Source organism: Caulobacter sp. FV2ye17ST (assembly GCF_058680955.1).
In genome coordinates this window covers 1,648,569-1,666,963 of the sequence record NZ_CM178727.1, presented here as the reverse complement: position 1 = coordinate 1,666,963, position 18,395 = coordinate 1,648,569, and the positions used below count along the sequence as shown (strand labels likewise).

The following is an 18,395-nucleotide window of genomic DNA, read 5'->3' as shown; positions in this document are numbered from 1 at the left end:
ATGTCCAGCCTATCGGTTCAGGACATAAACGCCGAACGCGGGTTGAGCGCTTTCCCATTTGCGCGAAACAGACCAACCCGCCCGTTGGGCGATCGCCTCGAAAGCCGCGGGACGATACTTGTACGAGTTCTCGGTGTGGATGGTTTCTCCCGCCGCGAAGTCGAAGATCCGTCCTCCAACCTTCACTCGCTGGGCCTTCACACTCACCAGATGCATCTCGATCCGGCTTTCCTGGTCGTTCCAGACGGCTTGGTGCGCGAAGGCTGCAAGGTCGAAATCGCCGCCAAGCTCGCGGTTGATCCGCGTCAGGACGTTCAGATTGAAGGCCGCCGTAACGCCCTGAGCGTCGTCATAGGCCGGGATGAGCACCTCAGCGGATTTGGCCACATCGGCGCCGACCACCATCATCGCGCCATCGCCGAGCAATTCGCCCGCCCGACGCAGGAAGTCCTCGGCTTCGGCCGGCGGGAAGTTGCCGATGGTGGAGCCCGGAAAGAATCCGACCGCGACGCGCCCCGCCACAGCCGACGGCAGCCGCAAGGCCCGCGTGAAGTCGTCGACCAGCGGCGCCACCGTCAGCGACGGATAGCTGGCCTTGATCGCGGCCGCCGCCTCATCCAGCGCGCTCTGACTGATATCGATGGGGGCATAGGCCGAAAGTTGCGGCGCCGCGTCCAGAAGGATCCGGGTCTTGACGCTGGCCCCGCTGCCGAACTCCACCAGCGCCGCGTCATCGGGAATCCGCGCGGCGATTTCCGGCGCGATCTGGCGCAGCAGCGCGGTCTCGGTGCGGGTCAGGTAGTATTCCGGCAGATCGCAGATCGCCTCGAACAGCCGGGAGCCCTCAGCGTCATAAAAATACTTGCTGGGCAGCGTCTTTGGGTGGGCGGACAGACCCTTCACCACATCGTCCAGGAAGTGGTTGTCGCCCGGAGCGTCCAGGACTTCTGCGTCGTCGGCCAGCCGAACCCCCGCGAAAGCCCAGCGCTTCTCAGGGTGGAAGAAATTGCGATAGGTCGCCCGCGTATGGCCGGGCGGGGTCGCCGCGCAACCGCCGCGCAGCACCATCTGGTTGACCATGAACTTGCCGTTGTACTCGCCCAAAGCTCCGGCGCCTGGGCGAAACCCGGGATAGGCGGCGTAACCGCTGGAGGTCCACTGCCACACATGCCCATGCAGCTGGCGCAGACCGCCCGCTCCCGGCGCGCGCGCGGCGGCTTCCCACTCGCCCTCGGTGGGCAGCCGCCGGCCCGACCAAGCCGCATAGGCCGCCGCTTCATAATAGCTGACGTGCGAGACCGGCTCGCCAGGTTCAACGGGGCGACGCCCGGTCAGGGTCATGGCCGACCAGCCGTCCTCTTCCCGGCGCCAATAGAGCGGCGCCGCCCAGCCTTCCTCGACCACGCGCGCCCAGCCGTCGGATAGCCACAGCTCGGCCCTGGCGTAGCCGCCCGCCTCGATGAAGGCGATCCACTCGCCGTTGGTCACCAGACGGTCGCTCAATCGATAGGGCGCCAGATAGGTCTTGTGCCGCGGGCGCTCGTTGTCGAACGCAAAGCCTGTCTCGCCGGCGCCGATCTCGACCACGCCGCCCTCGAACGGCACAAAACGCTGCGGATCCAGCGCCTCCTGGCCGCGCCGCGCCGTCTCGACCTGATAGACCGGGTCCAGCGGCGACTGGGCGAACAGGTGCAGGATGTCCATCAGGATCAGCTCCTGATGCTGCTCCTCATGGGCAAGCCCCAGGTCCAGACGCTCACGGGCTTCCCGGGTCAATGGCGGGCCCGACAGCAGCCGGTCCATCGCCGCATCGACGTGGGCGCGATAGGCGCCGACTTCGGCGGTCGAGGGACGTGTTAGCATGCCCCGAGCCGGCCTTGGCTGACGGGGTCCGAGAGCCTCGTAGTAGGAATTGAACAGGTAGCCGAAGCGGGGATCGAACACCGCATAGTCGGCCAGGTAAGGGATCAGCAGGAAGGTCTCGAAAAACCAGGTCGTGTGCGCCCTGTGCCATTTGGTCGGACTGGCGTCGGCCATCGATTGGGCCGCCTGATCTTCGGCTGTCAGAGGGGCCGCGAGCGCCTCCGTGCGACGTCGGACCGCCTCATAGCGTTCCAGGTCTCTCGCGGCGGACGCTTGGACGGCCTCCGAAGCGTGCAGGTCGTCCGGGCTCATGCGCTCTCCTGGCGGCCAAGACCGGGCTTTGACGAGACCCGGCCGAGGACAACGTGCCCAGAGCTTGGGTGTTCCAAGGCAGAGTTTCAATAGCCGCGCTGAATCCCGTCGCGCGGCGCTACCGACGACGATGGCGCGGCGACGCAGTTCCCGCGACCCCGCCCCCTGCCGGGCCCTGACCAAAAGGCTGCGCCTTCGCCCGTTCCGGTAAATATCATCCGCGTTCTCCTCGCGGATACTTAACGGGCAACATTTCGCCAATCCAGAAAGCGACAACGTTGTCATGGACGAGACAGTCTATCCGCGCCGTCCCAGGGCGCTATACTCGCAATCAAGGCGAACAATAGTTTCGCCAAAATGCGCAGGCAGGATGAGCAATGCAAAATGAAGGGCCAGGCGCCGTGGCGCCCCCGACCAAACACGCGCGTCTCGTGACATGGGTCAACGAAGTCGCCGCCCTGACCAAACCCAAGGCCATTCATTGGTGCGACGGCTCCGACGCTGAATGGGAACAGCTGACGGGCGAACTGATCGCCTCAGGTACGCTCAAACGCCTGAACCCTGAGCTCCGCCCCAATTCGTTTTACGCCGCCTCGGACCCGCGAGACGTCGCCCGGGTCGAGAGCCGCACCTTCATCTGTTCACAGGATCAGGAAGACGCCGGCCCGACCAACAACTGGCGCGACCCCGTCGAAATGCGCGCCACCCTGAACGACCTGTTCGACGGCTGTATGCGCGGCCGCACCATGTATGTCGTGCCGTTCTCGATGGGCCCGGTCGGCTCGCCCATCAGCGCCCTGGGCGTGGAGATTACCGACAGCGCCTATGTCGCCGTGTCGATGCGGGTGATGACGCGCATGGGTAAGGCCGCGCTGGACGCTCTGGGTGACGACGGCTTCTTCGTGCCAGCCCTTCACACCCTGGGTGCGCCGCTTGAAGACGGTCAGGCTGACGTCGCCTGGCCCTGCAACGACGACAAGTACATTGTCCATTTCCCGGAAAGCCGGGAAATCTGGTCCTACGGCTCGGGCTATGGCGGTAACGCCCTTCTGGGCAAGAAGTGCTACGCGCTGCGCATCGCTTCGGTCATGGCCCGCGACGAAGGCTGGCTGGCCGAGCACATGCTGATCCTCAAGCTGACCTCGCCGGCCGGCAAGGTTCGCTACGTCGCCGCCGCCTTCCCCAGCGCCTGCGGCAAGACCAACATGGCCATGCTGCAGCCCACCCTGCCCGGCTGGAAGGCCGAAACGATCGGCGATGACATCTGCTGGATGCGGTTCGGAGCCGACGGGCGACTCCATGCGATCAATCCCGAAGCGGGCTTCTTCGGCGTGGCTCCCGGCACCGGGGTGCTGACCAACCGCAACGCCATCGACACCCTGCACGCCAACTGCATCTACACCAATGTCGCCCTCACGGCGGATGGCGACGTCTGGTGGGAAGGCCTCACGCCCACCCCGCCCGAAGGTCTGACCGACTGGAAGGGCCGGGCCTGGAGCCCCGCCATGGGCGAGCCTGCCGCCCATCCAAACGCCCGCTTCGCGGTACCGGCCAGCCAGTGCCCAGTCATCGCCGACGAGTGGGAAGATCCGGCCGGCGTGCCAATCTCGGCCATCCTGTTCGGCGGCCGCCGCGCTTCGGCCGTACCGCTGGTCACCGAGGCCTTTGACTGGGAGCATGGCGTATTCCTGGCCTCGAACGTGGCCTCGGAGGGCACGGCCGCGGCCGAAGGCAAGATCGGCGAACTGCGCCGCGATCCTTTCGCCATGCTGCCCTTCTGCGGCTACAACATGGGCGACTATTTCAGTCACTGGCTGAAGGTCGGAGCTGGCGCTGATCCCGCCAAACTGCCGCGCATCTATTTCGTCAACTGGTTCCGCAAGGACGAGACCGGCAAGTTCGTCTGGCCCGGCTACGGCGAGAACGCCCGCGTTCTGAAGTGGATTGTCGAGCGACTTGAGGGCGAAGCCGAAGCCGCCGACAGCCCGATCGGCCGGCTGCCTGCCCCTGGCGCGCTGGACGTCTCCGGCTTGGGACTCGACGAAGCCGCCCTCAATCTGCTGCTGACCGTAGATCGAGAGATCTGGCTGGAAGAAGCCGCTCTGACCCTGGACGCCTACAAGCGTCTCGGCGCCCGCGTGCCGCAAGCGCTCTACGCACAGCTTGAAGCGCTGACCCGGCGGCTGACGCCCGTCGTCGTGGAAAGCCGGACTCTGGAAAGCGCCTAGCCTACACTGCGGGTCGCCCGGTCGGGCGACCCGCGGCCAGCCAGCGGCAAACCGGTAACGGGTTTTTGGCTTGAGTTTCGCCGTGTCGCGCCTAGCCTCCCGATCAAGGATGCGGACACGCGCATGCTTCAAGACTTGATGGGGGAACAGCCGGGATAGGCCTAGCTTCAGAGCCGGAGTCTCCTGTGCCCATCCTAGCCGCCGTCGTCATCATCGGGTTTGTGCTGCTCTTGGCCTGGCCAAGCGTAGAGGCTCAGGTCAACCGCCTGCTGAAGCGCGGTCGCAATCATCGCTATTTTCGGGACTAGCCAGATCGCGCCTTTAGGCTCCGGTTAGCGGCTATCTGTAGCGCCACGCCAAAACAGGCGTCTGCGGTCTGATCTGTGGGCAATAGACAATAGTCGCCATCAGGCTGTTGCGGCTCACGCGCCAGTCCTGTATCGAACCGTCCTCTTCGCCAACGCTCTCTGCGTTGACCCCGGATGGCCCGGTGGCGGAGTGGTTACGCGCCGGATTGCAAATCCGTTTACCCCGGTTCGATTCCGGGCCGGGCCTCCAAACAACTTTCTTCGCCGAGTACGCACCTTTCGGCCACGCGCGCACGTTGCCAGCCTGTGGGCGCAGCGCGCAGCAACCTCCTCATATTCCCGATCGCCCCAGCGGTCGGCGCGGCCGAACTTCAGCCGCGCCTTGCTGGCAATTTCGAGTATCGTCTTCAGCGGCCGCGAAGATAGACCGTGCGAGTGCTGGACCCGCGCAGGATCAGACCCAGACCCAGACCGATCGCCAAGGCTATGGCCAGAGCCGGGCCCGGCTTGTCCCTGACATAGGTCTCCGCCTGGGCCAGACGATCCTTGGCCTGATCACGCGCCTGCAGCGCCGCGTCATGCGCGCGATGCTGGGCATCGCCCAGAGCGTCATTGGCGACGGCCTTCAGTTGACCCATCGCTCGCTTGGCCGAACCGGCCGCTTCCTTGAGCTTGCCCTTGACCTGGGCGCCGGTGTCGCCCGCCAGAGCGCCTGCGGCGCCCTGAGCGCGCCCCGCGCCAATCTCCAGCGCGCCGTTCAATTGATCGTCCATGTCCTGATCCCGATTGGGGCGCGCCAGGCGCGCCGTGTTGAACTTCGCCGCGACTGCGACCCGCGACGACCTGATCTCAACCCGTGCTGGCCCAAACCGTTCCTGCCTTCTGCGAAATGCAAATCACGCGGCTACCGCGCGCCCTGGAAGGCGCCAAAGCCCTCGGTCCGATGATCGGCGGCGTGGCGACGCATCAGGATCGACAACCGCAGGCTGGTCGACGGCTGCGCCGAAGGCTATGTCGGCGCCATGGATCTGGCCGCGAAAGCTCATCATCTGGCGACCGTCGCCTGGGCGCGCACGCGCGCGTCCTTCGAGCGCTGCCAAACCCTGGCGCAACCCGTGGCGAGCAAGTCACTGCAAGTGGTGCGCTTGACGGCGGCCTGGCTGGGCGGTGTCCGCCCCGGAGAGCCCAAACCCGCGCTCTGGAAGCGGCCATGGCTGGGGATTGCTGTCGCGCTTGCGATCCTGGCGGTCGCGGGTCTGGCCTCGCTGCTGTGGTCCCTGCCGCTTGGCCGCGCCCTGGAACCGGTCGAAAGCCCCACCCTGGTGCTCCTCGCCGCCGACGGCGCGCCGATCGCCCGGCGCGGGTCCTACAAGGAAGGCCCGATCGTGGCTTCCGCCCTGCCGCCGCATGTCCCCGCCGCCTTCGTCGCCATCGAGGACCGCCGCTTCTATCGTCACATGGGCCTTGACCCCAAGGCCATCGCCCGAGCCCTGGGCGCCAACGCCCAGGCCGGCGGCGTCTCCGAAGGCGGCTCGACGATCACCCAGCAGCTGGCCAAGAACGCCTTCCTGACCAACGACCGAACCTTGCGACGCAAGGTCCAGGAAGCGACGATCGCCCTCTATCTTGAGGCGCGCCTCTCCAAGGACGAAATCCTGTCGCGCTACCTCTCGTCGGTCTATTTCGGGCAGGGCGCCTTTGGGCTGCGCGCCGCATCGCGGCAATACTTCAACAAGCCTCCCGAAGCTCTGTCGATCGGCGAAGCGGCCATGCTCGCGGGCCTAGTGAAGGCCCCTTCCCGTCTGGCCCCCAGCGAGAATCTGGCCGGGGCGCGGCTGCGGATGCGCGCGGTGCTGGCGGCCATGGCTGAAACCGGCGCCATCACGGAGCGCCAGGCCCGCCAGGAAGCCCGACGCCGGATCGTCATCGCCCCGCGCACCCGGATACCGACCGGCTCATACTTCGCCGACTGGGTCATGCCGCAGGCCCGCGCCGCCGCCCCGCGCCGCTATGGCGTGACCTCGATCACCACCACCCTGGATCCCCGCCTCCAGGCCGGCGCCGAGAAGATCCTGGCTCGAGCCCTCGCCCAGGAGGGCCGGGCGCTGAACATTAACCAGGGCGCGCTTGTCGCCATGCGCACCAACGGCGAGGTCGTCGCCATGGTGGGGGGCCGCGACTACGGCCTGAGCCAGTTCAATCGCGCCGACGCCGGGCGTCAGCCCGGTTCGGCCTTCAAGCTATTCGTCTATTTCGCCGCGCTACGCGAGGGCGCGACCATCACCAGCCCGATCCTGGACGCGCCGGTTGAGGTGCAGGGCTGGAGCCCCCGGAACCACGAAGGCAAGTATGCCGGACGTACGGTGCCGTTGATCACCGCCTTCGCCGGCTCCTCAAATGTCGCCGCCGTGCGTCTGGCCCAGCAGGTGGGGCGCGACGACATCGTCAGGGTCGTGCGCGCTCTTGGCGTCGACGAGCCGGTCCCGGAAGACCTCACCCTGGCCCTGGGCACCGGCCCGATGAGTCTGGTTCAACTGACGGGCGCCTATGCGGCCATCGCCGCCGGCAAGGCGCCAATCACGCCCCACGGGCTAGCCAACTGGCGCGCGCCCCGCGCCGCCAAGCCGCTGGGCAAGGCCGAGCTGGCCGGCATGCGCGACATGCTTCGCTCGGCCGTCCACCGGGGCACCGGTTTCGAGGCGGCCCTGCCTGGCGCCTTTGGCAAGACCGGCACGACCCAGGGCTACAGAGACGCTCTCTTCGTCGGCTATATCGGCGACCTTGTCGTCGGAGTCTGGCTGGGCAATGACGACAACTCCCCGATGCGCGGCGTGGTCGGCGGCGGCGCGCCGGCCCGCATCTGGCGGGATTTCATGAGCTTTGCGATTGGAGCTCCGGCGCCCGTGAAAGAGGTCGACGCCGAGGCTATCCCCCTGATCGAGGCCGTTCCCGCTGACCCGCTCACCGCGCCCGCAGCCGAGCCGCCGACGGGGCCTATTCCTGAGACCAGCGATCCAGCCATTCCCACGCAGCCTGCGCCTGCGTCGCAAGTCGACCTGACGCGCCAAGACTAGTGAGTTTCCGGCCGTGCCGCCGGGAGGCGCTCGCGAGCCTGGTCGCCCCGAAAGGGCCAGCATCCAAGAAAAATGGAAGTTGGCGGAGACGGAGGGATTCGAACCCTCGATACCCTTTTGGGGTATGCCGCTTTAGCAAAGCGGTGCCTTCAGCCTCTCGGCCACGTCTCCTCCTGAGAGGAGCGGCTGGATAGCCTGTTCGTGACGACATGACAATCAGGCGTGGAAGGAAATCGGTGCGTTAACGTGAAGCTCAGACGGCGTCGCTAGCCTGAACGCTGTTTTACCGGTTCAGAGTCTCATGTCGCCCGCCATCACACGTGATCCCCCGGCCCTGAACGCCACGAACCCGGGCTCTGCGTCGGAGGGGGAATCGCCCTCCGCTCCGGGGCGCGACAGGTCGGCGCGGCGCTCTCCTTCCAGCGCAAGGCGCGGTCCTTTTCGTCCTGAACAATTGGTGCCGGCACGCGCCCGCATCGAGGCCCGCTCGCTGGCGCGCGCCTTTCGGGGCGTCGATGCGCTGACCGCCGCCGGGTTCTGCATCGCCATTTTCGTGGTTCAGTCCCATCGCTCCGGAGCCGCCCTGCTGAGCGTGAACGCCGGCGCGGCGCTGGCTGCTGGGTTCGTAGCGCTGCTCCTGTCGCTGCGCGCGCTGGACGCCTATGTCTTCGCCCGGCGCGAGCCCCTGCCCCGCCATCTGCTGCGCGTCCTGGCCGCTTTCGGGGCCGCGGCCACCGTTGTTCTGGCCGTGAACACCGCCTGGCCAGCCCTGCCCACCAACAGATCCTTCCCGGTCCTGGCCTTCATGGGCTTGGCGCCCGTCGTCATGGCGCTTCATGCCGGGTGGTGGAGCCTGATCGCCCACGGGCGCAGGCAGGGTCGTCTGACGCCGAACATCGTCGTGGTCGGCGCGACCGCCAACGCCCAGCACCTGATTGAGGCCGCCCTGCGCACCGGCGAGGTCAATGTCCTGGGAATCTTTGACGATCGCCTTGATCGCGCACCGGAGAACCTGCTTGGCGTGCCGGTGCTGGGCGACACCTCGGCCCTGATCGACCATCGCGTCATGCCCTATGTCGATCGCGTCGTGATCACCGTGACCTCGACGGCGCAGGGCCGCGTGCGGCAGCTGGTCGAAAAGCTTGGCGTTCTGCCCAATCCCATCAGCCTGTTCGTCGATGTCGGTCGGGACGCCGACAGCGACGCGGCGATCTCCCGCATCGCGGACGCGGCGTTGGCCGATCTGTCCAGCGCACCGACCAATGCCCGCAAGGCGCTGATCAAGCGCATCCAGGACCTCGTCGTCGGCGTTGGCGGCCTGATCGTGGCGGCCCCGGTCATGGCCATTGTCGCGGTCGCCGTGCGCCTCGACAGCCCCGGCCCGATCTTCTTCCGTCAGCGTCGCCATGGCTTCAACAACGAGGAAATCCTCGTCTGGAAGTTCCGCTCGATGCGCCACGAAATGGCCGACGCCCGCGCGGCGCGCCAGATCAGCGCCAATGACGACCGGGTGACCAAGGTCGGCAAGTTCATCCGAAAGACCAGCCTCGACGAGTTGCCCCAGCTGTTCAACGTGCTGCGCGGCGAGATGTCGATCGTCGGCCCCCGGCCGCATGCCGTGGGCATGAAGACCGGCGACGTCGAGTCGGCCAAGCTGGTCGAGCAGTACGCCCATCGTCACCGCATGAAGCCCGGCGTCACCGGCTGGGCGGCGATCAACGGCTCGCGCGGGCCGGTCGATACGCCCGAACTGGTGCGCGAGCGGGTCGCGCTCGACGTCGACTACATCGAACGACAGTCGTTCTGGCTGGACGTCTATATCATCGCCATGACCATCCCCTGCCTGCTCGGGGATCGGTCGGCGGTGCGCTGAGGCGGCGATGTTCTGGCGCGGCGTTCTCGGCTACCTGCCGGTCAATATCGCCCAGGGCGTGGTAGGTCTGCTGACCATCGTCCTGTTCACGCGGGTGCTGTCGCCCGAGGAATATGGCGCTTACGCCCTCGCCTTCTCGGCGCTCAGCCTGACCCAGACCGTCCTGCTGACCTGGACCGAGGCGGCCATGGCTCGTTTCTTCGCGGCGCGCGCGGAGGATGGCCGACTGCCTGATCATTTCGCCACGCTCTATCGGTTGTGGGGAGCCTGCGCCCTGGCGACACCGGTGATCGCCGGCATCGTCCTCTACATCCTGCCTCTAGCCGCGCCGATGAAGGTCGCGCTGGCGGCCGCTTTCGCCGCCGTGGTCGTCAAGAGCCTGACCAAGCTGTCGCAGGAACGCCGGCGGGCGGCCGGAGAAGTCTCGGGCGCGGCGCTGCTTGATATCGTCCAGACGGTCGGCGGCTTCGTGCTGGGCCTGATCCTTGCCCTTGTGGGTCTGGGCGGCGCGGCGCCGTTGCTGGGCATGGGCGCGATCTCGCTCCTGTGTCTGGTTTTCGTGTTGCCCGCCGACCTCGGACGGATGCGGGGCGGTCGCTTCGACCGCGCCATGGCCCGCGACTACGCGACCTACGGGGCGCCCGTGGCGCTATCCCTGATCCTGGCGCTCGTGTTGTCGACCACCGACCGCTTCCTGCTGGCCGCCTATCTGGGCGAGGCCACGGTCGGCGTCTATCACGCCGGCTATTCGCTGGGCAGCCGCACCCTGGATGTCGTCTTCATCTGGCTGGGCATGGCGGGCGGACCGGCCTTGGTCGCGGCGCTGGAGCGCGAGGGCCCAGCGGCCCTCAAGAGCGCCGCGCGAGAACAGGCCTCGTTCATGATCCTGCTGACCCTGCCGGCCGCTGTCGGACTGGCCCTGGTCGCCCCGTCTCTGGTGGAACTGATGGTCGGCGAGTCCCTGCGCGGCGGCGCCATTCAGGTCGTGCCATGGATCGCCGCCAGCGGCTGGCTGTCGGGTGTCACGACCTACTATCTGCTGCAGGCTTTCACCCTGGGCCGCCGCACGCCCATGCTGATCGCCGCCATGGCCATTCCCGCGCTGGCCAACCTGATCCTGAACCTGCTGCTGATCCCCCGGTTCGGACTGAACGGCGCCCTGTGGGCGACAACCGTCAGCTACGGCGTCGGAGCGGTGGCCGCCTGGGCCCTGGGCCGCAGCGCCCAGCCCCTGCCCATCCCGTGGGACACTCTGGCCAAGGCGGGCGGCGCCTGCCTGCTGATGGCCGCGGCGGTGCTGATCCTGCCTTCGCCGGGCGGAATTCTTGAACTGATCCTGAAAGCTTCCGTAGGGGCCGCTGTCTACGGCGGCGTGGCGCTGGGACTCAATATAGACGGTCTGCGTGGCAAGCTTTCCGGTCTTGCCCGGCGAAAGGCGCGTCCAGCATGACCTCCACGGCCAACGCGGTCATCGTCGACAACGCCCTGTGGGCGAACGCCGCTCCGCGACTGTCGGTGCTGATTCCGACCTTCCGTGACGATCCATCGGCCCTGCTCAAGAGGCTGGACGATCCCATGGCGCGGGCGGAGATCATCGTGCTGGATGACGGCAGCGGCGACGAGGCCCTGGCCAAGCGGATCGCGGGCCGGATCGAGCGTCTGCGCCTGCCCGCGCGGTTCATTCGACTAACGTCCAACGAAGGGCGCGCCAAGGGCCGCAACCGTCTGGCCAGTCACGCACGCGCCGGTCACTTCCTGTTCCTCGACAGCGACATGCTGCCCGATCCCGAGAACTTCCTGGCCCGCTGGGCGGCCCTGGCGGAGGGCGAGAACACGCCCATCGCCTTTGGCGGCTTCACCCTGGACCAGACGCCGCGGCGACCCGAGCATGAATTGCACCGGGCCATGGCGCTGAAGAGCGATTGCACCCCGGCGCCCGAGCGCGCCCGATCGCCCGAGAAGCATGTCTTCACGTCCAACCTGCTGGTCCGTCGCGACGTCTTCGAGACGGTGGCGTTCGACGAGGGCTTTACCGGCTGGGGCTGGGAAGACGTTGAGTGGGCCATGCGGGTGGGCCGCGATCACCCGATCCTGCATATCGACAATTCGGCGACCCATCTGGGCCTCGACACCGCTCCGGCCATGGCCGCCAAGTACGAGCAGTCGGCGTCCAACTTCGCGCGGGTCGTCAGCGCCCACCGCGATATCGTCAGCGCCTATCCCAGCTACAAGGTCGCCAGGGCTCTGAAGTCCTTGCCCGCGCGCGGCATCTGGCGACCGATGCTGAAGGCCTTCGCCCTCAATGAGGCCGCGCCTATCCGCCTGCGCGCCTTCGCCATGCGGCTCTATCGCGCCGCTCTCTATTGCGAGGCCGTCTGATGCAAATCTCTCACGACAAGGTCGACGCCTACGAGCCGGATCGCACCCTGAGGGGCAAGCTTCGTCGTCGCCTGATCCGCCTGGCCCATCGCCGCCCGGCGCGCGTAAAGCTGGCGCGGCCGATGGTGTCGTTCAGCTTCGACGACGCGCCCGCCACGGCCTGCGAGGCCGGGGCCAGGGTGCTGGAAGCGCGCGGCCTGCGCGGCACCTACTATTTCGCCGGCGGCCTGACGGGTCGCGACGGTCCCATGGGTCGCTTCGCCACGGGAGAAGACGCCGCGCGGCTGCATGCCGCTGGCCACGAGATCGGCTGCCACACCTTCTCGCACCTGGACTGCGGTCAAGCCTCGCGGGAAGCCACTCTCGCCGATATCGACCAGAACGCTGAAGCGCTGAAGTCATGGGGGGCTGGGAAGCCGGTCAGCTTCGCCTACCCCTATGGGGATGTCGGATCGGCCGCCAAAACGCTGCTGGCCGGCCGCTTCAAGACCGTGCGCGCTCTGCATCACGGCCTGATCGCCAATGGCGCGGACCTAAACCAGGCGCCCGCCGTCGGGATCGAGGGCGAGGCCGGTGAGGCCGTGGCCCTGAAGTGGCTGGACCGCGCCCATGCCCGCAAGGCGTGGCTGATCCTCTACACCCACGACGTGTCGGAGACCCCATCGCAGTGGGGTTGCTCGACAAAGGCCCTAGAGCGGCTGGTCGACGGCGCGATCAACGCCGGCTTCGACGTGGTCACCGTCGCCGAAGGCGCGCGCCGTATCGGGCTCTAACCTCTAGGCGGCCTTCCGCCCGGCAAACAGCTTGGCGTCCGAGTCCGGCCCGTCGTTGCGACCGCCGAAAAAGCCGATCCAGAAGTGCCAGTAGTCGCGCAGCATGTCGCGCGGCACAAACAGACCATGGCTGTAGGGCGTGTCGACCCCGATCGCGATCGAGGCGTCGGCGTCGCCATACCATGTTCCAAACAGGCGATCCCAGATCGGCGCGACGGCGAAGTGGCCGGTGGGATGGCTCATGTCCAGCTTGTGGTGCAGGCGGTGGTGGTTGGGTGACTGGATCACATAGCGCCCGACCCAGCCCCAGTTTGCGTCGATCTTGGAGTGGATCAGGAAGCCGATCCCGACGACCAGCACGTTGACGTAGATCATCACGTCAGCCGGCGCACCCAGGATGGCCATCGGCAGGTTGACCACGAAAAGGCCTGTGAAGGCCGCCGGATGCTGGCGCCCAGCGGTGATCACGCCGAAGTCGGAGGCTGAGTGGTGATAGCGATGCAGCGGCCAGAACAGTCGGCTGTGGTCCAGCCTGTGGGTCCAGTAGTCGAAGAAGGTGTAGACGAGGAAGTAGAACACCACCTGCAGCAGGAACGGCAGCGGCGCGGGACCAATCGCCAGGCCCGTGGTGGTCTTCAGCCAGTCATGAATCCAGGCGCCCGAGATCATGGACGCGCCGAGCATCATGATCCGACCAAGGATGTCGAGCAGGTGGGCTTGCCCCAGCAAAAAGCAGGCAATATCGGTCTTGAGCGAGGCCGTCGGCGAGAACAGCAACTGGCGGGCGGAGCTGTTGGACCAGCCAACGGCCACGGCCTCGATCCACAGGGCCGACGGCAACAGAAGAAAGATCAGGGCCGCGTTGTTGATGTGCTCGTGCGCCGACTCCGTGTCGAGCGTGCGGCCCAGCACCGTGAAGGACACGTGGGCCGGAACCACCTGCAGCACCGCCCACCAGGCTGCGCCCATGGCGGCGACGTAGGCCAGAAAGCTCAGAACCACCACGATCCGCGCCAAGCCAGGGCGCGACGATCGCGTAAGGGGCGTCGACGCAAGGCGCCGGACGAGTTCATCCGGATCAGCCTGAAGTGCCGCGGGTTTCACTGAAGAGGGCTCCGCCTTCTGAGACGCTTGGTGGTCAGCAGAGCTAGGTCTAGGCCAAGGCGGTTAAAAACTTCGTTCGGCGAAGCGGTTAACCGCGTTCCTGTTCCCGATCCGAGAAGGCCAGTTTGGCGGCGAAGGCCACGAACAGCGCCCAGCGGAAGTCATTATAGACGACCGCAATACTCTCGGTGAGCGAGACCAGCGTGTAGACGACCAGGAACGGAAAGACGAGCAGCGCGCCCCGTTCGCGGAACACGGCGATGATCGCCAGGGTCAGGGTCTGAAGATAGAACAGCCCCCATGCCGCCAGGCCGATAATGCCCATGCCCAGCCACTGTTCGATCCAGGAATTGTGCGCGTGGTGCGCCTGAAATCCAGCGTCCTTGGTGATCCAGGCGAACGGTCCCCAGCCAGACTTGTTGTCCCAGACGGCGGCGTAGCCGTAGCCGGTCCACGGTCGCTGCTCGATCTGGCGCATGGCCGCGCTCCAGATCTCGGTACGGCCTGTCAGGGTGGCGTCCTTGCCCAGCAGGGCGAAGAAGACATCCGAAGCGACCAGGACGAAGCCGCCCAGCAGGACCACGCCCGTCACACCTGTCCAGGTGATCGCGGCTCCGGCCGCCGGACTGCGCCGGGCGATCAGCACGAAGGCCAGGGCCGCGCCCCCGACCATCAGCGAGGCCAGGGACGTCTTGGAGGTCGACATCAGCACCAGCACCAGCGCCAGTCCCGCGAAGGGCCACCAGAGCTTCGCGCGCTGGGGGTTCAGCAGGGCGGCCGCCGATAGCAGGCAGAAACCCAGGGCCATCAGACCGCCGAGGGCGTTCTTCTCCATCCACAGGCCGCGCCAGGCGCCGGGGAACAGCTCGGTCATCACGCCGATCGACGGCACGGCCAGACAGACGACAAAGCTGGCGACAATCAGCACGATGAAGGCCGCCCCCACCACTTCAGCCAGCTGCGCCCACTTGTAGCGCGCGGCCAGGGCAAGCCCCCCTAGGGTGGTGCAACTGACGGCAAACGCGCGACGGGTCGTGACGTCAGGCGCTATCGACCAGAAGGTCGAGCCGACCACGATCAGCATCAGCAGGATCAGCAAGGGTTGCCGGATCAGCACACGGATCAGGTTGCGGGGATTGAGCGCAACAAGCAGGAATCCGGCGGCATAGGCCGGCAGATAGGCGACACGCATGATGCCGCCGGCGGACTCTCCAGCGTTTTCGCCAAACAGCGGCAACTCCCAGCCGCCGCTGTAGATCAGCAGCATGGCGACCGAGGCGCAGAAGATCGCGATCTGGGGCAGGAGGAGCGGCGCCCTCCCCGAAGGCGTCACGGCAGGATCGCCCGCAGAAAAGCCGGCGGCTGCACCGAAGCCTGGTTGAAGAACACGCCAGCGCAGCGGCCGCCGGCCGTGGTCAGGGCGTCGCGAAGCTGGGCCGGCGCCTTGACGTCGGGTTGCTGGGCAGAAACCACCATCACCGTCTGGTCCATGTGTTGGGCCACGGTCAGGGCCGCCTGGGAGCGATCCGTCGACGGACTATCCACAACGATGACCTCGGCGTGGCGGCGCAGGGCCTGCCAGTATTCGGCGCCGGGAATGATGTGGACCTTCTGGCGTCCGCGCAGAGCGTCGCGATTGAAGCGGGTAACCCAGAGGCGCGAGCCGCCCACGCTATGGGCGGCCAGATACTTGGCGTCAGGCCAGACTCCGCCATCGGCGCGCGGCGCGGGTGGCTGCACCGTGAAGAAGGCCGAACCGTCCGGCGATGCCGCCACCGACGGGCCCAACACACCAAAGCGTTCCGGATTCAGCGAGATGGCCTGGAACTGCGCTGACGTCGCCAGATCCATGTCGACCAGCCAGGTCTTGCGTCCGGCGCGCATGGCGGTGAAACGGGCCAACTCGCGAGCGACGGTTGAGGTCCCCTCGCCTCTCCGGGCGGCGACCACCTGGATGACGTGCGGGCGCCCAGGCGCTGGCGCGCCCAGTGAGCTCCACAACTCCGCCATCTCGGCGTTCAAATCCACCATCCGTCGAATCGCCGCGCGTTCAGGAGTTACAAACTAGCGTCATTCCCCTGGCGCGCGAAAGGCGACCAAAGCACTCACCAAAAGGTCTCGCCGGCTAGGCCGCGCGCTTGTAACCGGCTGTCGCGAGAACAGGCAGGTTGAGGGTCCGCGCGGCCGAGGCTGGAGTCTGGAGCCCAGGACGCAGGAACATCCGAACCAGTCCGGCGCAAAGCGCGGTAAAGGCCGCGAACATGATCGTCAGAGCCAGGATCGGCTTCTTCAGGCTCTTGCCCTGGGACGGCGCGACAGCGCGCTGGACGATACGGATGTTGTCGCTGCTTTCCGACGACATCCGGCGTTGGGCCTCATCCTGCTGTTCCTTGACGGTGAAGTCGCGAACGTTGGACGTCAGGACATCACGATCGCGGGTCAGTTGATTGAACTGAGGCTCAAGCTCGGCCAGGCGCAACAGGCGCTGGTTGACGTCGGCGACCTGCTGGACAGCTGTCGCCTGGGACTCGCGCAGCGCCGCCACTTCAGCGCTCAGATCGTTGCGCGAGGTCTGCAGGGTCTGCCAGATCGGGTTGGGGCCGCTGCGACGCGCGCCTTCGCCGGCCGTCCGGCCGGCGGCGATGCCTCGCTCCAGTTGGGCGATCTGCGCGTCGATGTCACGGACCGGGCTGGCGTCGGGTCGATAGCGCGAGAGCAGACCCTCGCGATCCAGCTTCAGCTGGTTCAGCTTGGCGGCCGCGGAGGTGTCGGAGTCGCGATACAACACCGTCTCGGCCGGGGTGCGGGCCAGTTCAGCCTCGACCGACGCGAGTCGGGCGATACGATCCTGCAACTGGGCCTCGATGGAATATTTCTGCTGCTCGACCTGAGTCTGCAACTGGGTCAGCGTCGTCTTCTGCGAGGTGAAGTCGCCGATGTCGTTGGTGGTCAGAAAGGACTGGTAGCTGGTGTCGGTCTCTTCGAGCCTTTGTTCAAAGATGTCCTTTTGCCTTTGCAGCACGCGGTCATCACCGCCGATCAGCAGGCCACGGCGGTAGGTCAGATATTCCTCGAGAAGAGTGTTGAGGACCTTCTCGGCCAGCTCGGGATGTTCGTTCTGGTAGGACAGACGAATGATGGAATTATCCGGCGCCGTCTCGATCTTGAGATTGCGCCCCACGGAGTCGCGGCCCAGGGCGATTAGCTTGCGCTTACCCTCAGGCGTTGCGGCGGCATACTTGGCGGCCTGGGACGGAAACACAGTGGCGAAGCCGATCTTCCGGATCACGCGTTCGCGCAGTTCGCCGCTGCCCAGAATCTCGGCTTCGGACTGGATGACCTGATCCACATTCGGCACCGCGCCGCGCCCCGCGTCGCCTGCCCGCGGCTCATAGACATATTCCTGGCCGAGGCGAACGAAGAGACTGGATTCGGCGGTGTAGTTCTTCTTCAGAGTGGTGGAGAACGCGAAGCCCAGCACCACAATGATCAGAAATACGCCCAGCATCAGGAAGCGTTCACGCCACAGCAGGGTAATGAAGTCGGTCGGCGCATAGCGCGCACGCGTCGCCCAGTCGCGTTGCGACGGAGGGTCATGCGGCACGCTGGTCCAGGCGCTCGTCGTCGACATACGAATCCGAAGGGTTCAATCTCGATTTCAAACTGGTCCGCCCGCCCTTAAGGCTTCGTTACCCATTCCTGTTAAGACTTGTCGCATGCAACGGCGCACGCATCTCTCGACGGCCTTGGCCATCATGCTCCTGGGCGGCGGCGTGACCGCCTGTGGTCATGTGGACGGCGAGCCCATCACGCCAGCTCCCCGCGCCAGCGCGAACTTTCCCAACATCGGCTATGCCGACTGGAGCGAGGAAGAGCCCTCCTATCGCTTCTATCCGGGGGATGAGGTCGAGGTGACGGTGGCTTCGGCGACCGAGCTCAACAAGTCCGCCATCGTGCAGCCAGACGGGCGGATCGTTCTTCCCCTGCTCGGGCCGGTGATGGCGGCGGATCGCACGATCTTCGAACTGGAGGACGCGATCACCGAAGCCTATGGCAGCCAGCTTTTGCGGCCCCAGGTGCAGGTGTCGGTCAAGACCACGACACCGCTCAAGGTGTTCGTCGGCGGCGAAGTCGGCAATCCGGGCGTCTACGACATGCCCGGAGATGTCGATGCGCTGCGCGCCGTCATCCAGGCGGGCGGCTTCAAGACTTCGTCGAAGCGCAGCCAGGTCGTCATAATCCGTCGCGGCCCCGACGGTCGCGCCATGCTACGTACGGCGGATCTTCTACGCGGAATGACCAATCCCGGCGGCGGCGTGGACCTGATCCCGCTTCGCCGCTTCGACATCGTCTATGTGCCGCGCAGCGGCGCGGCAGAGACGGGGCTGTTCATGCAGCAGTACTTCCGCGACCTGTTGCCGGTCAGCTTCAGCTACGCGGTCAACGGCGTCGGCCAATAGGCTAGATCCGCGCACAGACGG

At 66.5% G+C, this 18,395-nt stretch carries 13 protein-coding genes and 2 tRNA genes; 8 read left to right on the top strand and 7 right to left on the bottom strand.

Annotated features, from left to right (window positions below; translation table 11 throughout):
* Window positions 1–9 precede the first annotated feature (9 nt).
* Entirely contained in the window at window positions 10–2,175 is a 2,166-nt protein-coding gene (gene egtB / locus ACW17V_RS08110) for an ergothioneine biosynthesis protein EgtB (protein WP_492108335.1), read from the bottom strand.
* A 431-nt stretch (window positions 2,176–2,606) separates the two neighbouring features.
* On the opposite strand from egtB, the gene ACW17V_RS08105 reads away from it, so the two are divergent.
* The gene (locus ACW17V_RS08105) at window positions 2,607–4,403 is read left to right on the top strand and encodes a phosphoenolpyruvate carboxykinase (GTP) (RefSeq protein WP_492108334.1); all 1,797 of its coding nucleotides are present in this window, start codon (window positions 2,607–2,609) and stop codon (window positions 4,401–4,403) included.
* A 484-nt stretch (window positions 4,404–4,887) separates the two neighbouring features.
* Window positions 4,888–4,961, top strand: a tRNA-Cys gene (locus tag ACW17V_RS08100).
* A gap of 157 nt (window positions 4,962–5,118) precedes the next feature.
* Here ACW17V_RS08100 and ACW17V_RS08095 read toward each other — a convergent pair.
* Entirely contained in the window at window positions 5,119–5,484 is a 366-nt protein-coding gene (locus ACW17V_RS08095; protein ID WP_492108333.1) for a hypothetical protein, read from the bottom strand.
* Window positions 5,485–5,826: 342 nt separating this feature from the next.
* Here ACW17V_RS08095 and ACW17V_RS08090 point away from each other — a divergent pair, with 342 nt between their 5' ends.
* Window positions 5,827–7,785 (top strand): transglycosylase domain-containing protein, encoded by a 1,959-nt coding sequence (locus ACW17V_RS08090; protein WP_492108332.1) that lies wholly within the window; start codon window positions 5,827–5,829, stop codon window positions 7,783–7,785.
* Between the two features lie 80 nt (window positions 7,786–7,865).
* On the opposite strand, the gene ACW17V_RS08085 is transcribed toward ACW17V_RS08090, so the two are convergent.
* A tRNA-Ser gene (locus ACW17V_RS08085) sits at window positions 7,866–7,956 on the bottom strand.
* 286 nt (window positions 7,957–8,242) lie between these two features.
* On the opposite strand from ACW17V_RS08085, the gene hfsE reads away from it, so the two are divergent.
* The 4 genes from hfsE to hfsH are packed head-to-tail and all read left to right on the top strand — an operon-like array spanning window position 8,243 to window position 12,810.
* A complete protein-coding gene (gene hfsE, locus ACW17V_RS08080) occupies window positions 8,243–9,658 on the top strand; it encodes a polysaccharide biosynthesis protein HfsE (protein ID WP_492108331.1) in 1,416 nt (471 codons plus the stop codon).
* A gap of 7 nt (window positions 9,659–9,665) precedes the next feature.
* A complete protein-coding gene (hfsF, locus tag ACW17V_RS08075; protein WP_492108330.1) occupies window positions 9,666–11,108 on the top strand; it encodes a polysaccharide biosynthesis protein HfsF in 1,443 nt (480 codons plus the stop codon).
* A complete protein-coding gene (gene hfsG, locus ACW17V_RS08070; protein WP_492108329.1) occupies window positions 11,105–12,037 on the top strand; it encodes a polysaccharide biosynthesis protein HfsG in 933 nt (310 codons plus the stop codon). The genes hfsF and hfsG overlap by 4 nt, the downstream gene beginning before the upstream one ends.
* Window positions 12,037–12,810, top strand: coding sequence for an oligosaccharide deacetylase HfsH (hfsH, locus tag ACW17V_RS08065; RefSeq protein ID WP_492108328.1), 774 nt, complete (start codon window positions 12,037–12,039; stop codon window positions 12,808–12,810). Before hfsG ends, hfsH begins: the two co-directional genes overlap by 1 nt.
* Window positions 12,811–12,813: 3 nt before the next feature.
* Here the strand turns inward: hfsH and ACW17V_RS08060 are convergent, their stop codons facing one another.
* The 4 genes from ACW17V_RS08060 to ACW17V_RS08045 all read right to left on the bottom strand — a co-directional run bounded on the left by ACW17V_RS08060 (window position 12,814) and on the right by ACW17V_RS08045 (window position 17,545).
* Complete coding sequence (locus ACW17V_RS08060; protein WP_492108327.1) at window positions 12,814–13,815, bottom strand: sterol desaturase family protein; 1,002 nt, start codon at window positions 13,813–13,815, stop codon at window positions 12,814–12,816.
* A 187-nt stretch (window positions 13,816–14,002) separates the two neighbouring features.
* The gene (locus tag ACW17V_RS08055; RefSeq protein ID WP_492108755.1) at window positions 14,003–15,181 is read right to left on the bottom strand and encodes an O-antigen ligase family protein; all 1,179 of its coding nucleotides are present in this window, start codon (window positions 15,179–15,181) and stop codon (window positions 14,003–14,005) included.
* Between the two features lie 62 nt (window positions 15,182–15,243).
* Window positions 15,244–15,816, bottom strand: a complete 573-nt coding sequence (locus ACW17V_RS08050) for a sugar kinase (protein ID WP_492108326.1) — start codon at window positions 15,814–15,816, stop codon at window positions 15,244–15,246.
* Window positions 15,817–16,039: 223 nt separating this feature from the next.
* Window positions 16,040–17,545, bottom strand: a complete 1,506-nt coding sequence (locus ACW17V_RS08045) for a GumC family protein (RefSeq protein WP_492108325.1) — start codon at window positions 17,543–17,545, stop codon at window positions 16,040–16,042.
* 85 nt (window positions 17,546–17,630) lie between these two features.
* On the opposite strand from ACW17V_RS08045, the gene ACW17V_RS08040 reads away from it, so the two are divergent.
* Window positions 17,631–18,374 (top strand): polysaccharide biosynthesis/export family protein, encoded by a 744-nt coding sequence (locus ACW17V_RS08040; protein ID WP_492108324.1) that lies wholly within the window; start codon window positions 17,631–17,633, stop codon window positions 18,372–18,374.
* Window positions 18,375–18,395 lie beyond the last annotated feature (21 nt).

Bases quoted from the DNA above. Each gene is read 5' to 3' on its own strand.
- hfsH (WP_492108328.1), top strand. From the start codon at position 12,037: ATGCAAATCTCTCACGACAAGGTCGACGCCTACGAGCCGGATCGCACC.
- hfsG (WP_492108329.1), top strand. From the start codon at position 11,105: ATGACCTCCACGGCCAACGCGGTCATCGTCGACAACGCCCTGTGGGCG.
- ACW17V_RS08055 (WP_492108755.1), bottom strand. From the start codon at position 15,181: ATGCTGCTGATCTACAGCGGCGGCTGGGAGTTGCCGCTGTTTGGCGAA.
- ACW17V_RS08095 (WP_492108333.1), bottom strand. From the start codon at position 5,484: ATGGACGATCAATTGAACGGCGCGCTGGAGATTGGCGCGGGGCGCGCT.
- ACW17V_RS08040 (WP_492108324.1), top strand. From the start codon at position 17,631: ATGCAACGGCGCACGCATCTCTCGACGGCCTTGGCCATCATGCTCCTG.
- hfsF (WP_492108330.1), top strand. From the start codon at position 9,666: ATGTTCTGGCGCGGCGTTCTCGGCTACCTGCCGGTCAATATCGCCCAG.
- ACW17V_RS08045 (WP_492108325.1), bottom strand. From the start codon at position 17,545: ATGTCGACGACGAGCGCCTGGACCAGCGTGCCGCATGACCCTCCGTCG.
- egtB (WP_492108335.1), bottom strand. From the start codon at position 2,175: ATGAGCCCGGACGACCTGCACGCTTCGGAGGCCGTCCAAGCGTCCGCC.